This is a genomic window from Nocardia sp. NPDC060259 (assembly GCF_042728775.1).
Taxonomy (GTDB): Bacteria; Actinomycetota; Actinomycetes; order Mycobacteriales; family Mycobacteriaceae; genus Nocardia.
The window spans coordinates 34,643-53,748 of the sequence record NZ_JBHXAY010000008.1 but is presented as its reverse complement, the minus strand read 5'-3'; the positions used below and the strand labels follow the sequence as shown (position 1 = coordinate 53,748).

General features: G+C 69.5%; 18 protein-coding genes. 11 read left to right on the top strand and 7 right to left on the bottom strand.

Features of this window, described 5'->3' with window-relative positions:
• Positions 1-3: 3 nt before the first annotated feature.
• From ACFWF2_RS05950 to ACFWF2_RS05920, 7 genes are all read right to left on the bottom strand, one after another.
• Positions 4-2,175: an MMPL family transporter gene (locus ACFWF2_RS05950; protein ID WP_379305063.1), complete on the bottom strand. Its 2,172-nt coding sequence runs from the start codon at positions 2,173-2,175 to the stop codon at positions 4-6.
• Between the two features lie 28 nt (positions 2,176-2,203).
• The gene (locus tag ACFWF2_RS05945; protein ID WP_379305061.1) at positions 2,204-2,641 is read right to left on the bottom strand and encodes an EXLDI protein; all 438 of its coding nucleotides are present in this window, start codon (positions 2,639-2,641) and stop codon (positions 2,204-2,206) included.
• A gap of 214 nt (positions 2,642-2,855) precedes the next feature.
• Positions 2,856-3,245 (bottom strand): hypothetical protein, encoded by a 390-nt coding sequence (locus ACFWF2_RS05940; protein WP_379305059.1) that lies wholly within the window; start codon positions 3,243-3,245, stop codon positions 2,856-2,858.
• A gap of 65 nt (positions 3,246-3,310) precedes the next feature.
• Complete coding sequence (locus ACFWF2_RS05935) at positions 3,311-4,411, bottom strand: methyltransferase (protein WP_379305057.1); 1,101 nt, start codon at positions 4,409-4,411, stop codon at positions 3,311-3,313.
• Positions 4,412-4,581: 170 nt separating this feature from the next.
• Positions 4,582-6,705 carry a RecQ family ATP-dependent DNA helicase gene (locus tag ACFWF2_RS05930; RefSeq protein ID WP_379305055.1) on the bottom strand — a complete coding sequence of 708 codons (2,124 nt, stop codon included), beginning with the start codon at positions 6,703-6,705 and terminating at the stop codon, positions 4,582-4,584.
• Positions 6,706-6,865: 160 nt separating this feature from the next.
• Entirely contained in the window at positions 6,866-8,077 is a 1,212-nt protein-coding gene (locus ACFWF2_RS05925) for an RtcB family protein (RefSeq protein ID WP_379305053.1), read from the bottom strand.
• Positions 8,078-8,161: 84 nt separating this feature from the next.
• Complete coding sequence (locus tag ACFWF2_RS05920) at positions 8,162-9,034, bottom strand: ribokinase (RefSeq protein ID WP_379305051.1); 873 nt, start codon at positions 9,032-9,034, stop codon at positions 8,162-8,164.
• 187 nt (positions 9,035-9,221) lie between these two features.
• On the opposite strand from ACFWF2_RS05920, the gene ACFWF2_RS05915 reads away from it, so the two are divergent.
• The 11 genes from ACFWF2_RS05915 (at position 9,222) to lexA (ending at position 19,095) form a co-directional block, all read left to right on the top strand.
• Positions 9,222-10,487 carry a glutamate-5-semialdehyde dehydrogenase gene (locus ACFWF2_RS05915; RefSeq protein ID WP_379305049.1) on the top strand — a complete coding sequence of 422 codons (1,266 nt, stop codon included), beginning with the start codon at positions 9,222-9,224 and terminating at the stop codon, positions 10,485-10,487.
• Complete coding sequence (locus tag ACFWF2_RS05910; RefSeq protein ID WP_379305047.1) at positions 10,484-11,362, top strand: AAA family ATPase; 879 nt, start codon at positions 10,484-10,486, stop codon at positions 11,360-11,362. The genes ACFWF2_RS05915 and ACFWF2_RS05910 overlap by 4 nt, the downstream gene beginning before the upstream one ends.
• A gap of 1 nt (position 11,363) precedes the next feature.
• Positions 11,364-12,755: a VWA domain-containing protein gene (locus ACFWF2_RS05905; protein WP_379305045.1), complete on the top strand. Its 1,392-nt coding sequence runs from the start codon at positions 11,364-11,366 to the stop codon at positions 12,753-12,755.
• An 11-nt stretch (positions 12,756-12,766) separates the two neighbouring features.
• Positions 12,767-13,108: an MmcQ/YjbR family DNA-binding protein gene (locus tag ACFWF2_RS05900; RefSeq protein ID WP_379305043.1), complete on the top strand. Its 342-nt coding sequence runs from the start codon at positions 12,767-12,769 to the stop codon at positions 13,106-13,108.
• A 161-nt stretch (positions 13,109-13,269) separates the two neighbouring features.
• The gene (locus tag ACFWF2_RS05895) at positions 13,270-14,178 is read left to right on the top strand and encodes a hypothetical protein (protein WP_379305041.1); all 909 of its coding nucleotides are present in this window, start codon (positions 13,270-13,272) and stop codon (positions 14,176-14,178) included.
• 65 nt (positions 14,179-14,243) lie between these two features.
• Positions 14,244-14,885: a nicotinate-nucleotide adenylyltransferase gene (gene nadD / locus ACFWF2_RS05890; protein WP_378848310.1), complete on the top strand. Its 642-nt coding sequence runs from the start codon at positions 14,244-14,246 to the stop codon at positions 14,883-14,885.
• Between the two features lie 46 nt (positions 14,886-14,931).
• On the top strand, positions 14,932-15,345 hold the full coding sequence (gene rsfS, locus ACFWF2_RS05885) for a ribosome silencing factor (protein WP_379305039.1): 414 nt from the start codon (positions 14,932-14,934) through the stop codon (positions 15,343-15,345).
• Positions 15,342-16,001, top strand: a complete 660-nt coding sequence (locus ACFWF2_RS05880; protein ID WP_379305037.1) for a histidine phosphatase family protein — start codon at positions 15,342-15,344, stop codon at positions 15,999-16,001. Before rsfS ends, ACFWF2_RS05880 begins: the two co-directional genes overlap by 4 nt.
• Positions 15,991-17,517, top strand: a complete 1,527-nt coding sequence (gene octT / locus ACFWF2_RS05875; protein ID WP_379305035.1) for a diglucosylglycerate octanoyltransferase — start codon at positions 15,991-15,993, stop codon at positions 17,515-17,517. Before ACFWF2_RS05880 ends, octT begins: the two co-directional genes overlap by 11 nt.
• A gap of 3 nt (positions 17,518-17,520) precedes the next feature.
• Entirely contained in the window at positions 17,521-18,363 is an 843-nt protein-coding gene (locus ACFWF2_RS05870) for a DegV family protein (protein WP_379305033.1), read from the top strand.
• Positions 18,364-18,444: 81 nt separating this feature from the next.
• Entirely contained in the window at positions 18,445-19,095 is a 651-nt protein-coding gene (gene lexA / locus ACFWF2_RS05865; protein ID WP_379305031.1) for a transcriptional repressor LexA, read from the top strand.
• Positions 19,096-19,106: the final 11 nt, after the last annotated feature.

Here is a 19,106-nt window from a genome sequence, read left to right as displayed (position 1 = left end):
GTGTCAGCCCTGGCGGCTCTTGGCCGGGGGCGTGTAGTAGCTCTCGGCGTAGGAGTACTCCGCCCAGCGGGGCGAGCGTTCCTCGTCGCTGTCCCCACCGTGTCCCGGCCACCAGGCGCGGCGCCCGAGCAGTGCCGTGACCGCCGGGGTGAAGAACAGTGCCATCACGAACGCGGCGATCGCGATGCCCACCGAGATGGCGAAGCCCATCTGCGACAGACTGCTGTTGCCCGCCAGCATCATCGAGGCGAAGGTGCCGGCCAGGATGAGACCGGCCGCGGCCACCGTCGGCCCGGTGTGCCGCACGGCCAGCGCCGCCGCCTCGCGGGGCGTGTGCCCCGCACGGGCTTCCTCCCGCAACCGGGCGACCATCAGGATGTTGTAGTCGGTGCCCAGCGCGACGACGAACAGGTACATGATCACCGGCAGCGTGAAGATCAGCCCGTGCTCGCCCTGGATCTGCTGGAACACCAGCACCGTCGCGCCGAGGGTCGCCGCGAAACCGAGGAACACCGAGGCCATCAGGTACCAGGGTGCGACGAGGCTGCGCAGCAGCAGCGCCAGCACGAGCATGATCAGGATCGCGGCCACCGGGAACACGATCCGGTAGTCGTGGTTCATCGCGTCCTCGAAGTCGACGTACACCGCGGTCATGCCACCGACCGCCGCCGTCGCCCCCGCGGGGGCCGCCTGGTGGGCGACCTCGCGCAGCGGGCCTGCCACCGTGTCGAGTGCGGCATCGGATTCCGGTGCGTTGGCGAGGGTCACCTGGAAGTTCGCGATCGTCCGGTCCGCCGAGAGCTGCGCCTGCCCGACCTGGCCGACACCGTCGACCTGTGTCAGCGCCGTGCGGTAGGTCGCCAGCTGGTCGTCGGCCAGCGGAGCTGTCGACCGCAGCAGCACATCCGACGGCTGCGTCGCCCCCGCTGGCATCCCCTTGAGCAGTTCGGTGGTGAAGGCCACCGATTCGGAGGCGTCGGTGGTGGAGCCCGAGCTCAGATCGAAGGTCGGGTTGAAGCCGACCGCGAACACCCCGAGCGCCACCAGCACGCCACCGGAGGCGACCGCGAACACGCCGGGCCGCCTGCCCATCGCCGCGCCGATCGCGCCGAACCGGGCGCCCTTGGGCTCGACCTGCCAGGCCTTCGACGGCCAGAACACCTTGGTGCCGAGCAGCGAGACGATCGCGGGCACCAGCGTCAGCCCGGCCAGCAGTGCCACCGCGACCGCGATCGCCAGTGCGGGGCCGAGTGCCCGGAACATCCCGAGGCTCGACAGCGTCAGCGCCATGAACGCGATGATCACCGCGGCCGCCGCCGACGTGACGGCCTCGCCGACCTTGGCGACGGCATTGACCATCGCGGTCTTCGGGTCGTCGCCTGCCCTCAGCCGTTCCCGGTAGCGGAACATCAGGAACAGGATGTAGTCGGTGCCGACGCCGAACAGCACGACCAGCAGGATCGAGTTCACCGAGGTATCGATCTCGAGGTCGAAGGCCTTGGCCGCCATGGCGATCAGGCCGCCGACCGTGCTCGAGATCGCGCCGATGGTGACCACCGGCAGCAGCGCGATGACCGGGCTGCGGAAGATGATCAGCAGCAGCACCAGGATCAGCACGATCGTGGCGATGCCGATGATCGCCATGCCCTTCTCACCCTGCTCGGTCTGGTCGAGGGTCTGCGCCGCGGTGCCGGTGAGGCCCGCTTTCAATCCGGTGTCACGCATCTGCTCCTTCAGATGCTCGCGCAGGCTCTTGACCGCCTCGCTCTGCGTCTTGTCGGCGGCGTCGGTCAGCTTGGTCATCTGTACCGCGATGACCTGGACCAGGCGGTTCTCCGACGGTGGTGTCACCTGGATTCCGGTGACGCCCTTGATGTTCTGCGCGGTCAGCGCGGCCGCGGCCGCACTCACCGTCGCCGAGTCGGCCTCGGTCAGCGCCGCGCCGTCGGCCCGCACCGCCACGATGAGTGCCGCGGGCGCCGAGTGCTGCGGAAATGCCTGCTCCTGCAGCTTCATCGCCTGGATCGACTCGTAATGCGAAGGCAGGAATTCGGATTGGTCGGTGGTCGCGGTGAGCGCGGGCGCCGTCGACAACACGGCGACGATCGCGATCACCCACAGGCCGATCACTTTCCACGGATGGTGGACGACGACGCGCCCCAGTCTGGCGAACATGGTGGGAGGTCCTTTCCGGGCCTGGAAGTCAGATGTCGAGGTCCTGGATCAGCGGGTGGCTGACGCGGTCGACGATCGTCAGGTAGACCTTCGGCGGCACCTGATCGCGCAGCGCCTCGAGCGAATCGGCCACCTCGACGGTGAAATCGCCCCAGTCCTGCTCCCCGATGCCGACCATCGCGCGCCAGTTCTTCCAGTCCCTGGTCCAGTTCTCGGGCAGCGAGAACTCCGACCACTCGGCGACCTGCTTCTGCACCACGTAGTTGCCCTTGTGGGTGAGGTACACGCGGACGACCTCGACGGCCTTCCTGGTCACCTGCCGTGACTCGCCGACCTTGCGTCCGGTGAATCGCTGGGTGCGCCCGCCGCCGGGGCCGACCTTCACGACGATCGGACCGAATCCGTCCGCGGTGGGCTTGACGGTGTCCACGATCGCGGGTGCCTCGGTGTGCGTTTCGGTGGTCATTGATCGCTCCAATTCGATAAGTGCGTGCGCATATGGGCATGGGTGTACGAGCGGCGAGCCCTCGTGCTCCGGCTCGTCGTCGTGGTCGATGTGCGGTTGTGCGGCGACTCTGCGTCCCGTCCGTCCCACTATAAGTAGATGTATACGTATAGGGCAAGGGTCAAAAAAGTCCGCACGGATCACGCCGTGCGGACCGCTCGCGCGCGGCGCGAACCTACAGCTCGTAGACCCCGAACGCCCGGTTCTGGATACACATCGGCATCACGTGGACCTGCTCGGTCCATTCGAATCTGGCTGCGGCCTCGACGGTTCCGCGTTCGTCGACGCACACGCTCGCGGTGCCGGGCATGGTCAGCGGGTTCAGCACGGCCAGCGGGATACCCGCGTGGATATTGCTGTAGAGGCCGCCGCTGAAGCACAGCGGGGTGATCGCGATGCCGCGCCGCGCGCTCTCGCGATCGGCAGCGGCCCGGGCGCCCGGCACTCCGGCGCAGTCGAGCGGGTTCTCGTTCGACGCCTGAGCGGGAACGGTCAACAGGGTGAATCCGGCCGCACAGCCCGCGGCGACGGCCATCAGGGATCGAGCAAATGAGGTCCTGGTCATAGCCGCATTGAAGCACTGGTGGCGGGTCACACCCACAATCGACGGCGGCGTGTCGAGCAGGGGAGTCAGCGTGGGACGGCCTCCAGCACGCAATCCGGCGCCGCCGTTTCCACCGTGCGCCGGAGCGTGAACCCGCAGCGTGCCAGCAGGTCGCGGAACTGCTTTTCGGTGCGTTCGTGGCCGCCCTCGGTGTTCACCAGCATCTCCAGATCGATGAACTTGCCCGGATGCGGACGCTGATGGTCCGGCAGCACCAGTTCGATCACCAGCAATGTCGCCGAGCGGCTCATCGCGGCGCGGACGGTGCGCAGGATCTGTTCGGCCTGCTCGTCAGACCAGTCGTGCAGGATGTGTTTGAGCAGGTAGGCGTCACCACCCTGGGGCACCTCATCGAAGAACGACCCGCTCTCCACCGCGCACCGTTGCGCGAGGCCAACCGCGGCGAGGTCGGCGTTCAGGTCGTCGACCACGTTCGGCAGGTCGAACACGATGCCACGTGTCGTCGGAAACCGGCCGAGTATCTCGGTGAGCAGGCTGCCGCGCCCGCCGCCGACGTCGACGAGCGTGCCGAACCGGCCGAAATCGTAGGCGGTGAGCAGCGGTTCGATCGACAGCGTGCTCACGCTGGTCATCGCGCGATCGAACAGCTCGCCGACCTCGCGGTTCACCGCCGCGTACTCGAAGAAATTCGACCCGTCCAGGTTCCGGCCGACCGCTTCGCCGGTGCGCACCGCGTCGGTGAGATGGGTCCAGTGGTTGCGGTGGAACTGCGAGCCGAAGAACCGGGACATGTCACGCAGAGTCACCTCGGCGTCGCTGCGCAGTGCGTCACCCATCCGGGTGAGCGTGTAGGTGCCGTCGCGGCGTTGGGCGAAGATGTCGTAGCTCACCAGCAGGCGCATCAACCTGCGCAGCCCGTCCTCGTCGACGTCGACTGCCCGCGCCAGCTCGCCCGACGTGCGCGGTCCGTCGGCCAGCTCGTCAGCGATCCCGAGCTCAGCGGCCGTGCTGATCGCCTGGGACAGAAACCCCGCGATCTGTAGTTCCAGCAGCGCTATGTGGCCGGGTACCAACTTCCGGTACGCCGAGGAGAGAGTGTCACGCACCCGGTCGATCGCACGGAGCACGGGCAGCGGGGGAATCTTCTTCAGTGCTGTGGACGTCATGACGACTCCATCGTCGGCCGGTTGACCTGCACGGACGGACTGAGCTTACGGGAATGGGGAGGGGTCGGGGAGGGGGCGCGGCAGACCCTGAGGTCGGTGGGCCTTCGCAGCGCCACGTCGGCCCGCGGCGTACAGGGTCGTGCCGGCCCCGCCGGAGCAGGCGACGGGGATCAGGTCGGGGTTGCGAGTGCGAACGGCAGGACGGCGTCCGCGCCGCTGGTGCGCAGGGCATGGGCGGCGACGGTCATGGTCCAGCCGGTGTCGGTGAGGGTGTCGACCAGCAAAATGGGGCCTTCGACGCCGGTGAGGTCGGGCACCTCCCACGAGTCGAACAGGCCGGCCACCCGGTGGGCGGAGTTCGCCGCCGAGACCGGCGGCCGGTCCGGCCTGGTGTGCAGGATGCCCAGGTTGTCCAGCCGCCCGATCTGCGCGAGCCGGGCGGCCAGGCTCGCGGTGAGCTGGGGATAGCGGGGCGATTCCAGGGCAAGGACCGAGGTCGGGCGGGTGGCCCAGTTCCAGTCGCGCAGCACGGCGATGCACGCGTCGAAGACGGCGTCGGGCACCGGGGCGTCCGGGCCGTCGAGCAGGGTGCGCAGGCGCTGACCCCAGCCGAGGTCGGTGAGCCTGCCGAGGACGCGACCGGTGTCGGCGCCCGCGGAGATCTTGCCGGACAACGGGATTCCCAGCTTCGCCATGCCGGTGGGCCACTGCTTGCGCGGCGCCAGGTCGAGGCCGGGGCGGTCCAGCCTGGCCCTGGTGGCGGCGACGGCGGCCGCGTCGACCGTGGTGTCAGGGCGGGTGCCGGTGCAGTTGTCGCAGCGCCCGCAGTCGGGGGTCGCGGCGTCGAGCGCGCCGAGACCCGGGTCGTCGAGCTGGCGGCGCAGGAATGTCATCCGGCAGGCGGTGGTCGCCTGGTAGTCGATCATCGCCTGCTGCTCGGTGTCGCGGGCGGCGGCGAGACGTTCGTAGCGCTCGGTGTCGTAGGTCCACGGTTCGCCGGTGGACAGCCAGCCACCGCGCACCCGGCGCACCGCACCGTCCACGTCGAGCACCTTCAGCACCATTTCCAGCCGCGACCGGTTCAGCTCGACGAGCGGTTCCAGCGCGATCGTCGACATCGGCCGATCGGTGTCGAGAGCGGCAAGCACCGCGCGCACGATGTGCTCGCGCGGGAACGCCACCGAGGCGAAGTAGCTCCAGATCCGGCTGTCTTCCGCGCCGGGCAGCAACACCACCTCGGCCCGCTCGGTACCTCGGCCCGCGCGTCCGACCTGCTGGTAGTAGGCGATGGGGGACGACGGCGCACCGACATGCACCACGAACCCGAGATCGGGTTTGTCGAAACCCATACCCAGCGCCGAGGTCGCGATCAGCGCCTTGACCTCGTTGTTCAGCAGCGCGCCCTCGAGCACTTCGCGTTCGGCCGGGTCGGTCTGGCCGGTGTAGGCGGCGACGGTGTGACCGTGCGAATTCAGCACGTCGGCCAGATCGTGCGCGGCGGCCACCGTGAGGCAGTAGATGATCCCGGACCCGGGCAGCCGGTCGAGTTGCCCGCCCAGCCAGGCGGTGCGCTGCACGGCATCGTCGAACCGCACCACCGACAGATGCAGCGACGCACGATCCAGCGTGCCGCGCAACACCAGCGTGTCGGTACCGATCTGGCCCGCCACATCGGTGACCACACGGTCATTGGCGGTCGCGGTGGTCGCCAGCACCGGCACGTCGGAGCCCAGGTCGGCGATCAGCGTGCGGATACGGCGATAGTCGGGCCGGAAATCATGCCCCCAGTCCGACACGCAGTGCGCTTCGTCGATCACCACCAGCCCGGCGTCGGCGGCCAGCCGCGGCAGCACCTGATCGCGAAAGTCGGGATTGTTCAACCGTTCCGGGCTCACCAGCAGCACATCGACCGCGCCGTCGGCCACCCGCTGATGGATCTCGTCCCACTCGGTGACATTGCCCGAGTTGATCGTGTCCGCCACCACCCCGGCCCGCTCGGCGGCCGCCACCTGGTTGCGCATCAACGCCAGCAGCGGCGACACGATCACCGTCGGCCCCCGCCCGGCCCGCCGCAGCAGTTTCGCCGCGATGAAGTACACCGCCGACTTGCCCCAGCCGGTCCGCTGCACCACCAGCGCCCGCCTGCGCTGCACCACGAGCGCTTCGATCGCGATCCACTGGTCCTCCCGCAACCGCGCCTCGGGCCCGGCCAGCTCACGCAACAACTCCTCCGCGCGTTCGCGCAGGTCGGGAGCCGTCAGATCGAGCACGTCGTTGCCGGTCGCTGAGGTCATGCGCCCCATGCTGCCCGACCCCACCGACAGGTTTGATCAGCGGTACAACCCCGCCTCTCCGCGATTCAGGCCAGAGTTGGGTGCGGTGGGGCGGAGGCAGGCGGCCTCGGGCTGTTGCTCGTCGGCGCTGGTGTGGCGGGCACCCTGCGCCGACGATGACTCAACCCTTCACGCAGAGGACCTGACGCAGCGTCGCCACCACGTCGACCAGGTCGGCCTGGGCCGCGATCACCTCGTCGATGTCCTTGTACGCGGCCGGGATCTCGTCGACCACACCCGCGTCCTTGCGCGATTCCACGCCCTCGGTCTGGGCAACCAGATCCGCGACGGTGAACTGCTTCTTGGCCGCGGTCCGGCTCAACCGCCGCCCCGCACCGTGCGACGCCGACTGGAACGAGGCCGGATTCCCCTTGCCGCGCACCACATACGACCGCGTCCCCATCGATCCGGGAATCAACGCGAGATCACCCGCACCCGCCCGCACCGCACCCTTGCGGGTCACCAGCATCGGCACGCCGTCGATGATCTCCTCCGCCACATAGTTGTGGTGACACGAAATCGGCTCGTCGAAACGCACGTCACGGCCTGCGAATTCGTCGCGCACCGCCCGGCACACGAGCGACAGCATCACCGCGCGATTCCGCGCGGCGTATTCCTGCGCCCAGGTGAGGTCACGCCGGTAGGCGTCCATTTCCGGTGTCCCGGTGAGGAATACCGCCAGATCGCGATCGGGCAGTGACTGGTTGTGCGGCAGCCCCCGCGCTATCGCCATGTGCCGCTCCGCCAGCTCCTTGCCGATATTGCGCGACCCGGAGTGCAGCAGAATCCACACGGCGTCGTCCTGGTCGAGGCAGACCTCGATGAAGTGATTGCCGCCGCCGAGCGATCCGATCTGCTTGTGCGCCTTGGACTCCAGCGACGACACACCGGGATGCAGCTCGCCGAACTCACGCCAGAACCGGTCCCAGCCCTTCGTCCGCGCCGACTGCCCGTGCGAACCGGCATGCAGCGCACCGACGTTCACCGCCTCCTTGTGCGCGTTGAACCCCACCGGCACCGCCCGCTCGATTCGCGACCGCAGCGACCGCAGATCATCGGGCAGGTCCGAGGCGGTGAGCCCGGTCTTCACGCTCTCCATCCCGCACCCGATATCGACACCGACCGCCGCAGGCGCGACCGCGTCCCGCATGGCGATGACCGACCCCACCGTCGCGCCTTTGCCCAGGTGCACATCGGGCATCACGCGCAGTCCATACACCCATTTCAGTTCCGCGATATTGCGGAGCTGACGCAGCGCTGACTGCTCGATCTCGTGCTCGTTGGCCCACATGAGCGTCTGCGCCCTCGTACCGCGCAGCTCGACGGGAAACATGGTCGGTCCTTTCCTTGATGTACTACCCACGGTAGGACCCCGAACCGTGTGGTGCACGTGAATTTCGCCGGGCTCGGCGGCGGATCAGTCCACCGCGAGCGCGCGCTCGATCCGGGCGCGGTCCGGGATCGAGGAGCTGGCGCCGAGACGGGTGGTCGCCACGGCACCGGCGGCATTGGCCCAGGTCACCGAAGCGTGCGGCCCGGTCGCCCAGGTCGCGACGAGGGCGCCGGTGAAGGCGTCGCCCGCGCCGGTGGTGTCGACGACATCGACCGTGCGCCCGGCGACCGCGAACTCGGTGCCGTCGGTGGATCGATACACCGCACCGTCGCCGCCGAGGGTTCGCACCACATGCGGTATCTGGTTCAGTTCGGCCGAATACCGTTCGAACTCCAGCGAATTCACGATGGCGAGGTCGACGTCGGCCCACAGCACGGCGGGTAGTGGTTGCACGGGTGAGGGGTTGAGCGCGACGATCGTGCCCGATGCACGGGCGTGTCGGGCGGCGGTGGCCACCGTGTCGAGCGGAATCTCCAACTGGCACAGGAGGATGTCGGCGGCCGCGATGGCCGCGAGTTCGTCTTCGGTCAGGTCGGTCACCCGCCCGTTCGCGCCGTCGACGACGATGATGCTGTTCTCGCCGGTCCCGTCGACCACGATCGTCGCCACGCCGCTCGGCCCGTCGACCGTGCGCAGCAGCGCGGTGTCGACACCGGCCTCGGCCAGCGTGGATCGCAGTGTGGTCCCGAACGCGTCGTCACCGACGGCGCCGAGGAAGCGCACCGGTGCGCCTGAGCGCGCCGCCGCGATCGCCTGGTTCGCGCCCTTGCCGCCGGGGACGGTCGCGAAACCGGACCCGAGCACGGTCTCGCCCGGTGCCGGCCGTTGCGCCGTGGTGGTGACCAGATCCATGTTGACGCTGCCGAGCACGACGACGGTGGATGCGGCGAAGTCCATGGCCGCAAATTTAGCGGCGGCGGCATGGTCGGCGGCGATTTCGGGTGGCGAGCGCGGCGTGACCTGTGGACAAGTCACGCGGCAGCGCGAAATCCTGTGGACAACTCGGTCCCGCCGCCGGTCGGAGCCGTATTCCGGGGTCCGGGTGGCGGCGAGCGGGACAGCCGCACTGCGTACGCTGATACCCATGACGGTAGAAGTGACCCCCGAGCTCGACATCCGCGCAGCGGTGCACGACGCCGCCCGCAGGGCTCGCGTCGCGTCCCGCGTGCTGGCTCAGCTGACCACGGCGCAGAAGAACGACGCATTGCACGCGGCGGCCGACGCGCTGCTCGCCGCCGCCGATCGCGTGCTCGCGGCCAATGCCACCGACATCGCGACCGCGCAGGCCGCCGGTACCGAGGAGAACCTGCTCGACCGCCTGCGGCTGACCAAGGAGCGCATCGACGGCATCGCCTCGGGCCTGCGCCAGGTGGCAGGCCTGCCCGATCCGGTCGGCGGCGTCATCCGCGGTTCCACGCTGCCCAACGGGCTCGAGATCCGCCAGACCCGCGTGCCGCTCGGCGTCGTCGGCATGGTCTACGAGGCCAGGCCCAATGTCACCGTCGACGCGTTCGGCCTCGCGCTGAAGTCGGGCAACGCGGCCCTGCTGCGCGGCTCCTCCTCGGCGGCGAACTCCAACGCCACCCTGGTCGAGGTGCTGCGCGAAGCCCTTGTCACCCAGGACATCCCGGCCGACGCGGTGCAGCTGCTGCCCAGCAACGACCGTTCCAGCGTCACCCACCTGATCCAGGCCCGCGGCCTCGTCGACGTGGTCATCCCGCGCGGCGGCGCGGGCCTGATCAACGCGGTGGTGCGCGACGCCCAGGTGCCGACCATCGAGACCGGCACCGGCAACTGCCACGTCTACGTGCACGCCGCCGCCGACCTGGACATGGCCGAGGCCATCCTGCTCAACGCCAAGACCCGCCGCCCCAGCGTCTGCAACGCGGCCGAGACCGTGCTGATCGACGCGGCCGTCGCCGAGACCGCCCTGCCGCGCCTGAGCAAGGCGCTCGAGGACGCGGGCGTCACCATCCACGGCGAGCTGCCGGGTCAGGTCCCGGCGACCGACGCCGACTGGGGTGAGGAGTACCTCACCATGGATATCGCGCTGAAGGTCGTCGACGGTCTCGACGCCGCCGTCGAGCACATCAACACCTGGGGCACCGGCCACACCGAGGCCATCGTCACCGCCGACCTGGCCGCCGCACGGGAGTTCACCTCCCGCGTCGACGCGGCCGCCGTGATGGTGAACGCGTCCACCGCCTTCACCGACGGTGAGCAGTTCGGCTTCGGCGCCGAGATCGGCATCTCCACCCAGAAGCTGCACGCCCGCGGCCCGATGGCACTGCCCGAACTCACCTCCACCAAGTGGATCGTGTGGGGCGACGGCCAGACTCGGCCGGTGTGATCGTGACACTGGTACAAGAACCGATCTTCACCTCGGTCGACGACGTCATCGCCCGGCTCGCCGACACCGGCTACCTGGCCGACAAGGCCACGGCCACCTCGGTCTTCCTTGCCGACCGGCTGGGCAAGCCACTGCTCATCGAAGGTCCCGCCGGTGTCGGCAAGACCGAGCTCTCGCGTGCGGTGGCCCAGGTCGCCGGGGCCGAGCTGGTCCGGCTGCAGTGCTACGAAGGCGTCGACGAGGCCCGCGCCCTCTACGAGTGGAACCACGCCAAGCAGATCCTGCGGATCCAGGCCTCGAGTGAGAACGATTGGGCCGAAACCAAAGCCGACGTCTTCACCGAGGAATTCCTGCTCTCGCGCCCGCTGCTCACCGCCATCCGGCGCAGCGAGCCGACGGTGCTGCTGATCGACGAGACCGACAAGGCCGACGTCGAGATCGAGGGCCTGCTGCTCGAGGTACTGAGCGATTTCGCGGTGACCGTCCCTGAACTCGGCACCATCACCGCGACCCGTAAACCGTTCGTCGTCCTCACCTCGAACGCCACCCGTGAGCTGTCCGAGGCGCTCAAGCGCCGCTGCCTGTACCTGCACCTGGACTTCCCCGACGAGGAACTCGAGCGCCGCATCCTCGCCAGCCGGGTGCCGGAGCTGTCGGTCACGGTCGCCGAGCAGCTGGTGCGGATCGTGCACGTCCTGCGCGGGATGCAGCTCAAGAAGCTGCCGTCGGTCGCCGAATCGATCGACTGGGGCCACACCCTGCTCGCGCTGGGCGCCGCAGACCTCGACGACGCCACGGTGCGCGCCACGCTCGGCGTGGTGCTCAAGCATCGCAGCGACCACCAGCGCGCGCTGGCCGAGCTGAAGCTGGCCTGAGATGACAGCGCCTGGCCCGCACGGACTCGGCGGGCATGTCGCCGGGTTCGTCGCGGCGCTGCGGGCCCGCGGCGTGCCGGTCGGGCCCTCGGAAACCGTCGACGCGGGCCGGGTACTCACCGTGCTCGACCTGCTCGATCGCGAGTCGGTGCGCGAGGGACTGGCGTGCGCGCTGCTGCGCCGTCCCACCCACCGGCGCACCTTCGACGGATTGTTCGACCTGTGGTTCCCGGTCGCGGTGGGGGAGCGCGGTGCCGAGGCCGCCGACCTACCGCGCACGCCGGAGGGCCAGGTCGACCTGCCGGCTCTGCGTGAACAGCTGGCCGAACTGCTCACCGCCGAGGACAGCGGCGCCCAGTTGCAGTTGCTGGCCGGGCAGGTCGTCGAGCAGCTGGGTCAGTACCAGTCGGCGCGCGGGCCGTCGTTCTCGGCGTATCAGGCGTTGAAAGACCTCGCGCCACAAACCTTGCTGGCCCGGGTACTGGCGGGTCTGGGCCTGCCGCCGGACGCGAGCGACCGCGATACCGAGGTCGCGCAGCGGATCGTCCGGGAACGCATCGCCGGCTTCCGGGCGAGCGTGGAAGCCGAGACCAATCGCCGGGTCGCCGAGCAGATCGGTCGCGATCGCGTCGCCACCTACGGCGTCGCCCGCCAGGCCGAGGACGCCGACTTCCTGCGCGCCTCCGAACGCGAGCTCGTCGAACTGCGGCGTGGCAGCCAGCGGCTGGCCCGGATCCTCGCCTCCCGCCTCGCGGTGCGGCGCAAGAAGGCCCGCCGCGGCGAGATCGATCTGCGCAAGACGCTGCGGGCCTCGATGTCCACCGGCGGCGTGCCGATCGACCTGGTGAACCGCAAGCCCAGGCCCGGCCGCCCGGAACTGGTTCTGCTGTGCGACATCTCAGGGTCGGTCGCCGGATTCAGCAACTTCACCATGCTGCTGGTCAGCGCGTTGCGCGAGCAGTTCTCCCGGGTCAGGATCTTCGCCTTCGTCGACCGCACCGACGAAGTGACCACCTTCTTCGACCCGTACGCCGGCCTCGACAACGTGCTGACCAGGATCTTCACCGAGTCGCGGATCATCGACGCCGACGGGCACTCCGACTACGGCCAGGCGCTGACCACCTTCGCCGACAATTTCGGTGACGCGGTCACCAGCCGCAGTTCCCTGCTGGTGCTCGGCGACGGCCGCACCAACTACCGCAATCCGCAGCTGGACACCCTGCGGCAGCTGGTCGACACCGCCCGGCACGCGCACTGGCTGAATCCCGAACCGCGGAATCTGTGGGGTACCGGCGATTCGGCGGCTCGCGAGTACGGCGAGGTGATCGAGATGCACGAATGCCGATCCGCCCGCCAGCTGACCGACGTGGTCTCCCGGTTGTTGCCCGTCTGAAGGAGCTGGTGATGAGCGAGGATCTGCTGACCTACTGCCTGGCCAAACCCGGTGCCTGGCAAGACGAACCGTGGGAGGGCGACGTCGTCGCCAAAGTGGGCGACAAGATCTTCGCCTTCCTCGGGGAAGGCACGTCGATCGGGCTCAAATGCGGGCGCGACCGCGGCGAGGCCGACGAGCTGGTCCACATCTACCCCGATGACGTCAGCGCGTCCGCCTATATCGGGCGCTACGGCTGGAACAGCATCACCGTCGGCGGCGCCGTCCCGTCCGACGAATTGCGCGAGCTGATCGACGCCTCCTACGACGCCGTGGTGGCCAAGCTCCCGAAGTCGAAGCGCCCCAAGGCCTGACGGCTTCAGCGGACGTTAAGCCGCTCATATGGCCTGCCCACCAAGATCACCGCCATGCTGGCAGGGGCGTCGCGCGACGACGAGCGGTCCGACCGACGGGTATCGGACAGGGTGACAGCGCGGCGGGCCCGAGCCGTCGCGCGGTGGATGTGGTTCGCCTGGTGACCGACCCATCCTCCAACGAGAGTTTGTGTGCAGCAGTCGAACCCGCCGGCGAGCCGGTGCAGGCCGGGCACCTGCCCCCAGGTTCCGGAGCACGGGCAGCGCGCAGGCTGGCCGGGATCGCGGCAGCGCGGCTGGTCGACGCGCCCGCCGCCGCCGAAGAGCAGCTGCGTCGCGCGCTGGTCGTCGGCTTCGGCGAAATCGGTGGCCGGGAACTCGCCGAGTTGCGCACCCGGCTGGTCACCGCGATCGCCGCCCAACCGGGCCGCGACCGCGATGTGGCCAGGGCAGCAGCCTCGGCCGCCGCGTGCTGGCACCCCATCTCGGCGGCCGATTCCGCGCACCTGTGGCTGGTCGCGGGCCGGGCCTGGCATCGGGCGGGCAGGCACGTCGAGGCCGTCACCGCCTTCGACCGGCCCCTGCTGAGCGGCGTCGCCGGCTACCCGTCCGGCGAGCTCGCGCTGGTCCGCGCCGAGTTCGCCGAGTCGCTGATGCGGCTCGGCCGTCACCGCCAGGCCGCCTGGCAGTTCACCGAGGCGGCGCGGCTGTTCGCCGGTTCGGCCACGCAGCGGCATCGGCACGCCGATCTGGTGTGGTCGGCGGCCGTGGCCCGGGAATGTTGCGGGCAGGAATCGGCCGCGCTGGGCGGCTACCTGCGGGCGGCCGGCCTGTGGGGTGAGCTGGGCAAGATCGCGCCGCGTGCCCGCTGCCTGCGCGCGGCGGCCTGGCTGCAGCTGCGTGGACCCCGGGGCAGGGTCCGCGGGCCGTGGTGGGTCACGATCGACGTGCTGATGGCCGAACTGAACAACCGGCTCGCCACCGATCCGGGCCCGCACATCGCCGATGAGCTGGATCGCACCCGCGCCCAGTTCGCGCAGATGTGCGCGCAGGCGTCGGGTCCGTGCTGACGCCGAGCTGCCACGGAGCGGTCCGGTCCGCTCCGACGGTGGCAGTCCCGTTAAGCTCGGACCTCATGCACGAAACAGCTCGGCCGCGCCGCAAGCTCGGCGTCATGGGCGGCACCTTCGACCCCGTCCACCACGGCCACCTGGTCGCGGCCAGCGAGGTCGCGAACCGGTTCGAGCTCGACGAGGTCATCTTCGTTCCGACCGGTCAGCCGTGGCAGAAGGTGAACAAGCAGGTCAGCCCCGCCGAGGACCGGTATCTGATGACGGTCATCGCCACCGCGTCCAACCCGAGGTTCTCGGTCAGCCGGGCCGATATCGAACGCAACAAGGTCACCTACACGGTGGACACCCTGCGCGAGATGCAGAGCGCTCATCCCGACGCCGAGCTGTACTTCATCACCGGTGCGGACGCGCTGGCCAACATCCTGACATGGCAGGATTGGACCGAACTGTTCGAACTGGCGAAGTTCGTCGGGGTGAGCCGTCCGGGGTACGAGCTGAACACCGACCATCTCGAGGAGCATCTGCGGGACCTGCCCGCCGATGCCGTGACGATGATCGAGATCCCCGCGCTGGCCATCTCGTCGAGCGAATGCCGCCGCCGCGCCGCGGAGGGTCGGCCGGTCTGGTACCTCGTCCCCGACGGCGTGGTGCAGTACATATCGAAGCGGCACCTGTATGGGCCCGCAGGAACGGAAGGTAGCTGACGTTGAGCCACACGATCGAGGGTCTGACCTGTCTGGGGGAGGACGCATGAGTGCCACCGCCGAAGCGGTCGAAATGGCCAAGGTCGCCGCACTCGCGGCAGACGACAAGCTCGCCACCGATGTCGTCGTCCTCGACGTCTCCGAACAGCTGGTGATCACCGACTGCTTCGTGATCGCCTCGGCGCCCAACGAGCGCCAGGTCAACGCGATCGTCGACAACGTCGAAGAGAAGCTGCGCGAAGCCGGGCACAAGCCGGTCCGTCGCGAAGGCACCCGCGAGGGTCGCTGGGCGCTGCTCGACTACGTCGACATCGTCGTGCACATCCAGCACAACGACGAGCGCAATTTCTATGCGCTGGAGCGGTTGTGGCGTGACTGCCCGACCGTCCCTGTCGATGGCATCGCCGCCCCGCCGACTCCGGCCGCCGACGACGCACAGGTAGAAGGCGACACCGAGTGAGCAAGTACGCCCATGTGCGCACGCTGATCCTGCTGCGGCACGGGCAGACCGAATGGAACGCGGCGGACCGGATGCAGGGGCAGATCGATACCGATCTCACCGAGCTCGGTCGTCAGCAGGCCAAAGAGGCGGCGCGCGAACTGGTTTCGCGCAATGCCATCGCCATCCACGCCTCCGATCTGCGGCGCGCCAAAGAGACGGCGCAGGCGCTCGGCGACATCAGTGAGCTGCCGGTCGTCACCGATCAGCGGCTGCGCGAGACCAACCTCGGCGACTGGGAGGGTCTGACCCATCTCGAGGTCGACGCCGACTATCCGGGCGCGCGCGTGCAGTGGCGGCTCGACGCCACCTACACACCGCCCGGTGGCGAGAGCAAACTCGAGGTCGGTGCGCGTTCGCTGCCCGTGGTGCGCGAACTGTACAACGAGCGACAGGATTGGCCCGGCCGGACTATCATCCTGGTGGCGCACGGCGGGCTGATCGCTGCCCTCACGGCCGCGTTGCTGGAACTGCCCCCAGAGAACTGGCCTGCCCTCGGTGGGCTGGCCAATACGAGCTGGGTACAGCTGTCCAGTCACGGCCCTGACATCGACCGACCCGGCTGGCGCCTCGATGTTTGGAACGCAGCGGCGAAGGTAGCTCCCGATGTCCTCTGAAGAGCCCGTCCGATCGGTACCGGACGAACTGTTCCAGCAGGTGACGGCCAAGCCCGGACGGCAATTGCCGGACGCGCTGTTCGGCCCGCCACCCGCTCGGCCCGCACGCCCTGAGCGTGAGGAGCCCATCCGTTCGGTGCCGGACGAACTCTTCAAGCAGGTCACCGCGCGCAGCGAACGTTCGCTACCCGACGCGCTGTTCGGCCCGCCGCCGGCGCCGGTAGCCGCCGAGCCCGAGCAGGTCGACTCCGCGGCAAGCGATTCCGCGTCGGTGGGCGACTCGTCGGAGGACTCGGACGCCGATGTCGACGGCGAGCCTGCCACAGCGGGCGATGGTGTCGCCGAGGCCGCGGCTGAGGTTGTAGCGGACTCTGCCGTGCAGCCGGATGCTGCCGACGCCGAATCGGCTGTTGCGCAGTCGGATACCGCCGAGTCGGCGGTATCCGTCACGGAGCTGTCCGACGGCACCAGTCCCGCTGCGGATGCTGACGATCTCGTGGCGACGACGAACTCCGTGGCAGAGCCCGCCGCGGCGCAAGACCTCCAGTCGGCCAGTGCGGCTGATGGTTCCAGCGATCCGTCGGAGGCCGACACCGCTGCCGTTGCCGAGACGGTGGGCGATTCGGCCGAGACGGTGGCGGAGGAGTCCGTCGCGGTGTCTGCGGACTCTGCCTCGGTGGCCGAGGTGTTCGCTCCGGACTCGCTGGTTGGGGAGACCGCTGTCGCACAGGGTGAATCGCTCGCCGAGGCGGCCGTGGAGGTCGTGCTCGTCGAGGAATCGACCGCGCCCCGGCCGGTGGAATCCGCGTCGCCGCGCCCCGTGCTGCTGGTGATCGCCGACTCCCTCGCGTATTACGGCCCCAAGGGTGGTCTGCCCGCGGACGATCCGCGGATCTGGCCGAATATGGTGGCCGCCGAACTGGATTGGGATGTGGAGCTGATCGCCCGGATCGGCTGGACCTGCCGCGACGCCTACTGGGCGCTCATCGGTGACCCCCGGGTCTGGGCCGCGGTGCCGCGGGCAGGCGCGGTCGTGTTCGCCGTCGGTGGTATGGACACCCTGCCCTCCCCGCTGCCCACCGCGCTGCGGGAACTGATCCGCTACATCCGTCCCCCGAAGCTGCGCCGTGGCGTGCGCGCTTCCTACAACTGGCTGCAGCCCAAGCTGTCGAAACTCGGTCGGCCCGTGGCGCTTCCGCCGAAGGTGAGTGTCGACTACCTGGAGCAGTCGCGCGAGGCGCTGAACCATCTGCGTCCCGAGCTGCCCGTGGTCGCGGTGCTGCCGTCGGTACACCAGTGCGATGCCTACGGGCGGGTGCACCGGGGCCGAGCGCGCGCGGTCAAGGCGCTGCAGGCGTGGTCGGGCCGTACCTCGGTGCCGCTGGTCGACCTCGGTGAGGCCGTGCGCGACGACATCGAGTCGGGTGCGGCGAACCCGGACGGCATTCACTGGGGCTGGGCGGGGCACGCTGCGGTGGCGACGGCGATGACCAAGGCGCTGCAGGAGGTCCGGTAGTCCGTGGCCGTTGTGGTGGTCACCGATTCGGCGGCCGGGCTGTCCGCCGACGTCGTCGCCGAGCTCGGTATCGAAGTGGTGCCGTTGCATGTGCTCGTCGGCGACCGGGAGATCCGGGAGGGCATCGATCCCGTCGAGATCGACTACTCGACGGATTCGGTCACTACCTCGGCTGCCTCGCCGGGAGAGCTGCGCGAGGCCTACGAACGCGCGCTGAGCCATAGCGACGGCGACGGTGTCGTCGCCGTGCATTTGTCGCGCACCCTGTCGGCGACCTGGGAGTCGGGGCGGCAGGCGGTCCGCGATATGGGCGCCGAAGATCGTGTGCGCCTGGTGGATTCGCTCGGCGCCGGCTTGGCGACCGGTCTGCCTGTGCTCGCCGCCGCGCGCCGGGCCCGTGCGGGCGAGGCGCTGGATGCCGTCTACGAACGCGCGGTGGCGGCCGCCGCGCGCGCCCGCACATTCATCCTGGTCAACCGCACCGAACAGCTCCGCAAGGGCGGCAGGCTGAGCAGTGCCGCCGCGTTCTTCGGCAGCGAACTGGTGACGAAGCCACTGCTGCAGCTGGTCGAAGGCAAACTGGAGCTGCGCGAGAAGGTGCGGACCAGATCCCGTGCCTACGCGAAGCTGGTGGCGGCCGCGGTGGATGCCGCGGGCGGGGACGGCGCTGCGCTGGCCGTCCAGCATCTGGGGGCCGCCGATGCCGCCGAGACGATCGCCGCCCAGCTGCGCGAACAGGTGCCCGAGGTCGAGGAGCTCTACGTCGCCGAGTTCGGCCCCACCCTGGGCGTGCACCTCGGTGTCGGCGCGCTCGGCGTGCTCGTTGTGCCCGGCGGGTGTTCGTGACCGGCACCGAGTTCCGCTGCGGGCTGCCACGCCGGTAGCCTGCGCCGACGGTCTGAACCCGCGGGCATCTACGATGCCCCGGTGACCGGATACGACGACTTCGACTACCCCGACACCGCGCACCTGCCGCACCGCAGGCAACACATCCTCGCCGTGATCCGGGACTCGGTGCTCGCGCACGGCTACCCGCCCAGCGCCAGGGAGATCGCCGACGCCGTCGGCCTTCGCTCCACGTCCACGGTCTCCAAGCATCTGAAAGCGCTGGAGGAGGACGGCTTCCTGCGCCGCGGCGCCGCGATGACCCGCCCCATCGATGTGCGTCTGTTCCTGCGGCACGCACCGGCCGGCGGCTCCGGCGGGTCGGTGACCGTGCCCGTGGTCGGGGACATCGCCGCGGGCACCCCGATCCTGGCCGAGCAGCACGCCGACGACCTGCTCACCCTGCCGCGTGAACTCGTCGGCCGCGGCGAGGTTTTCGGCCTCCGCGTCCGCGGCGACTCGATGATCGACGCCGCGATCTGCGACGGCGACCTCGTCGTCGTCCGCAGCCAGCGCGAGGCTGACTCCGGTGACATCGTGGCCGCCATGATCGGCGAGGAAGCCACGGTCAAGGTGTATCGCCGGCGCAACGGCCATGTGCAACTCGAGCCCCGCAACCCCGCCTACTCGGTCATCGACGGCGACGAGGCCGTGATCCTGGGCCGGGTCGTTTCGGTGATGCGCAGGATCTGACGTCGACCGCG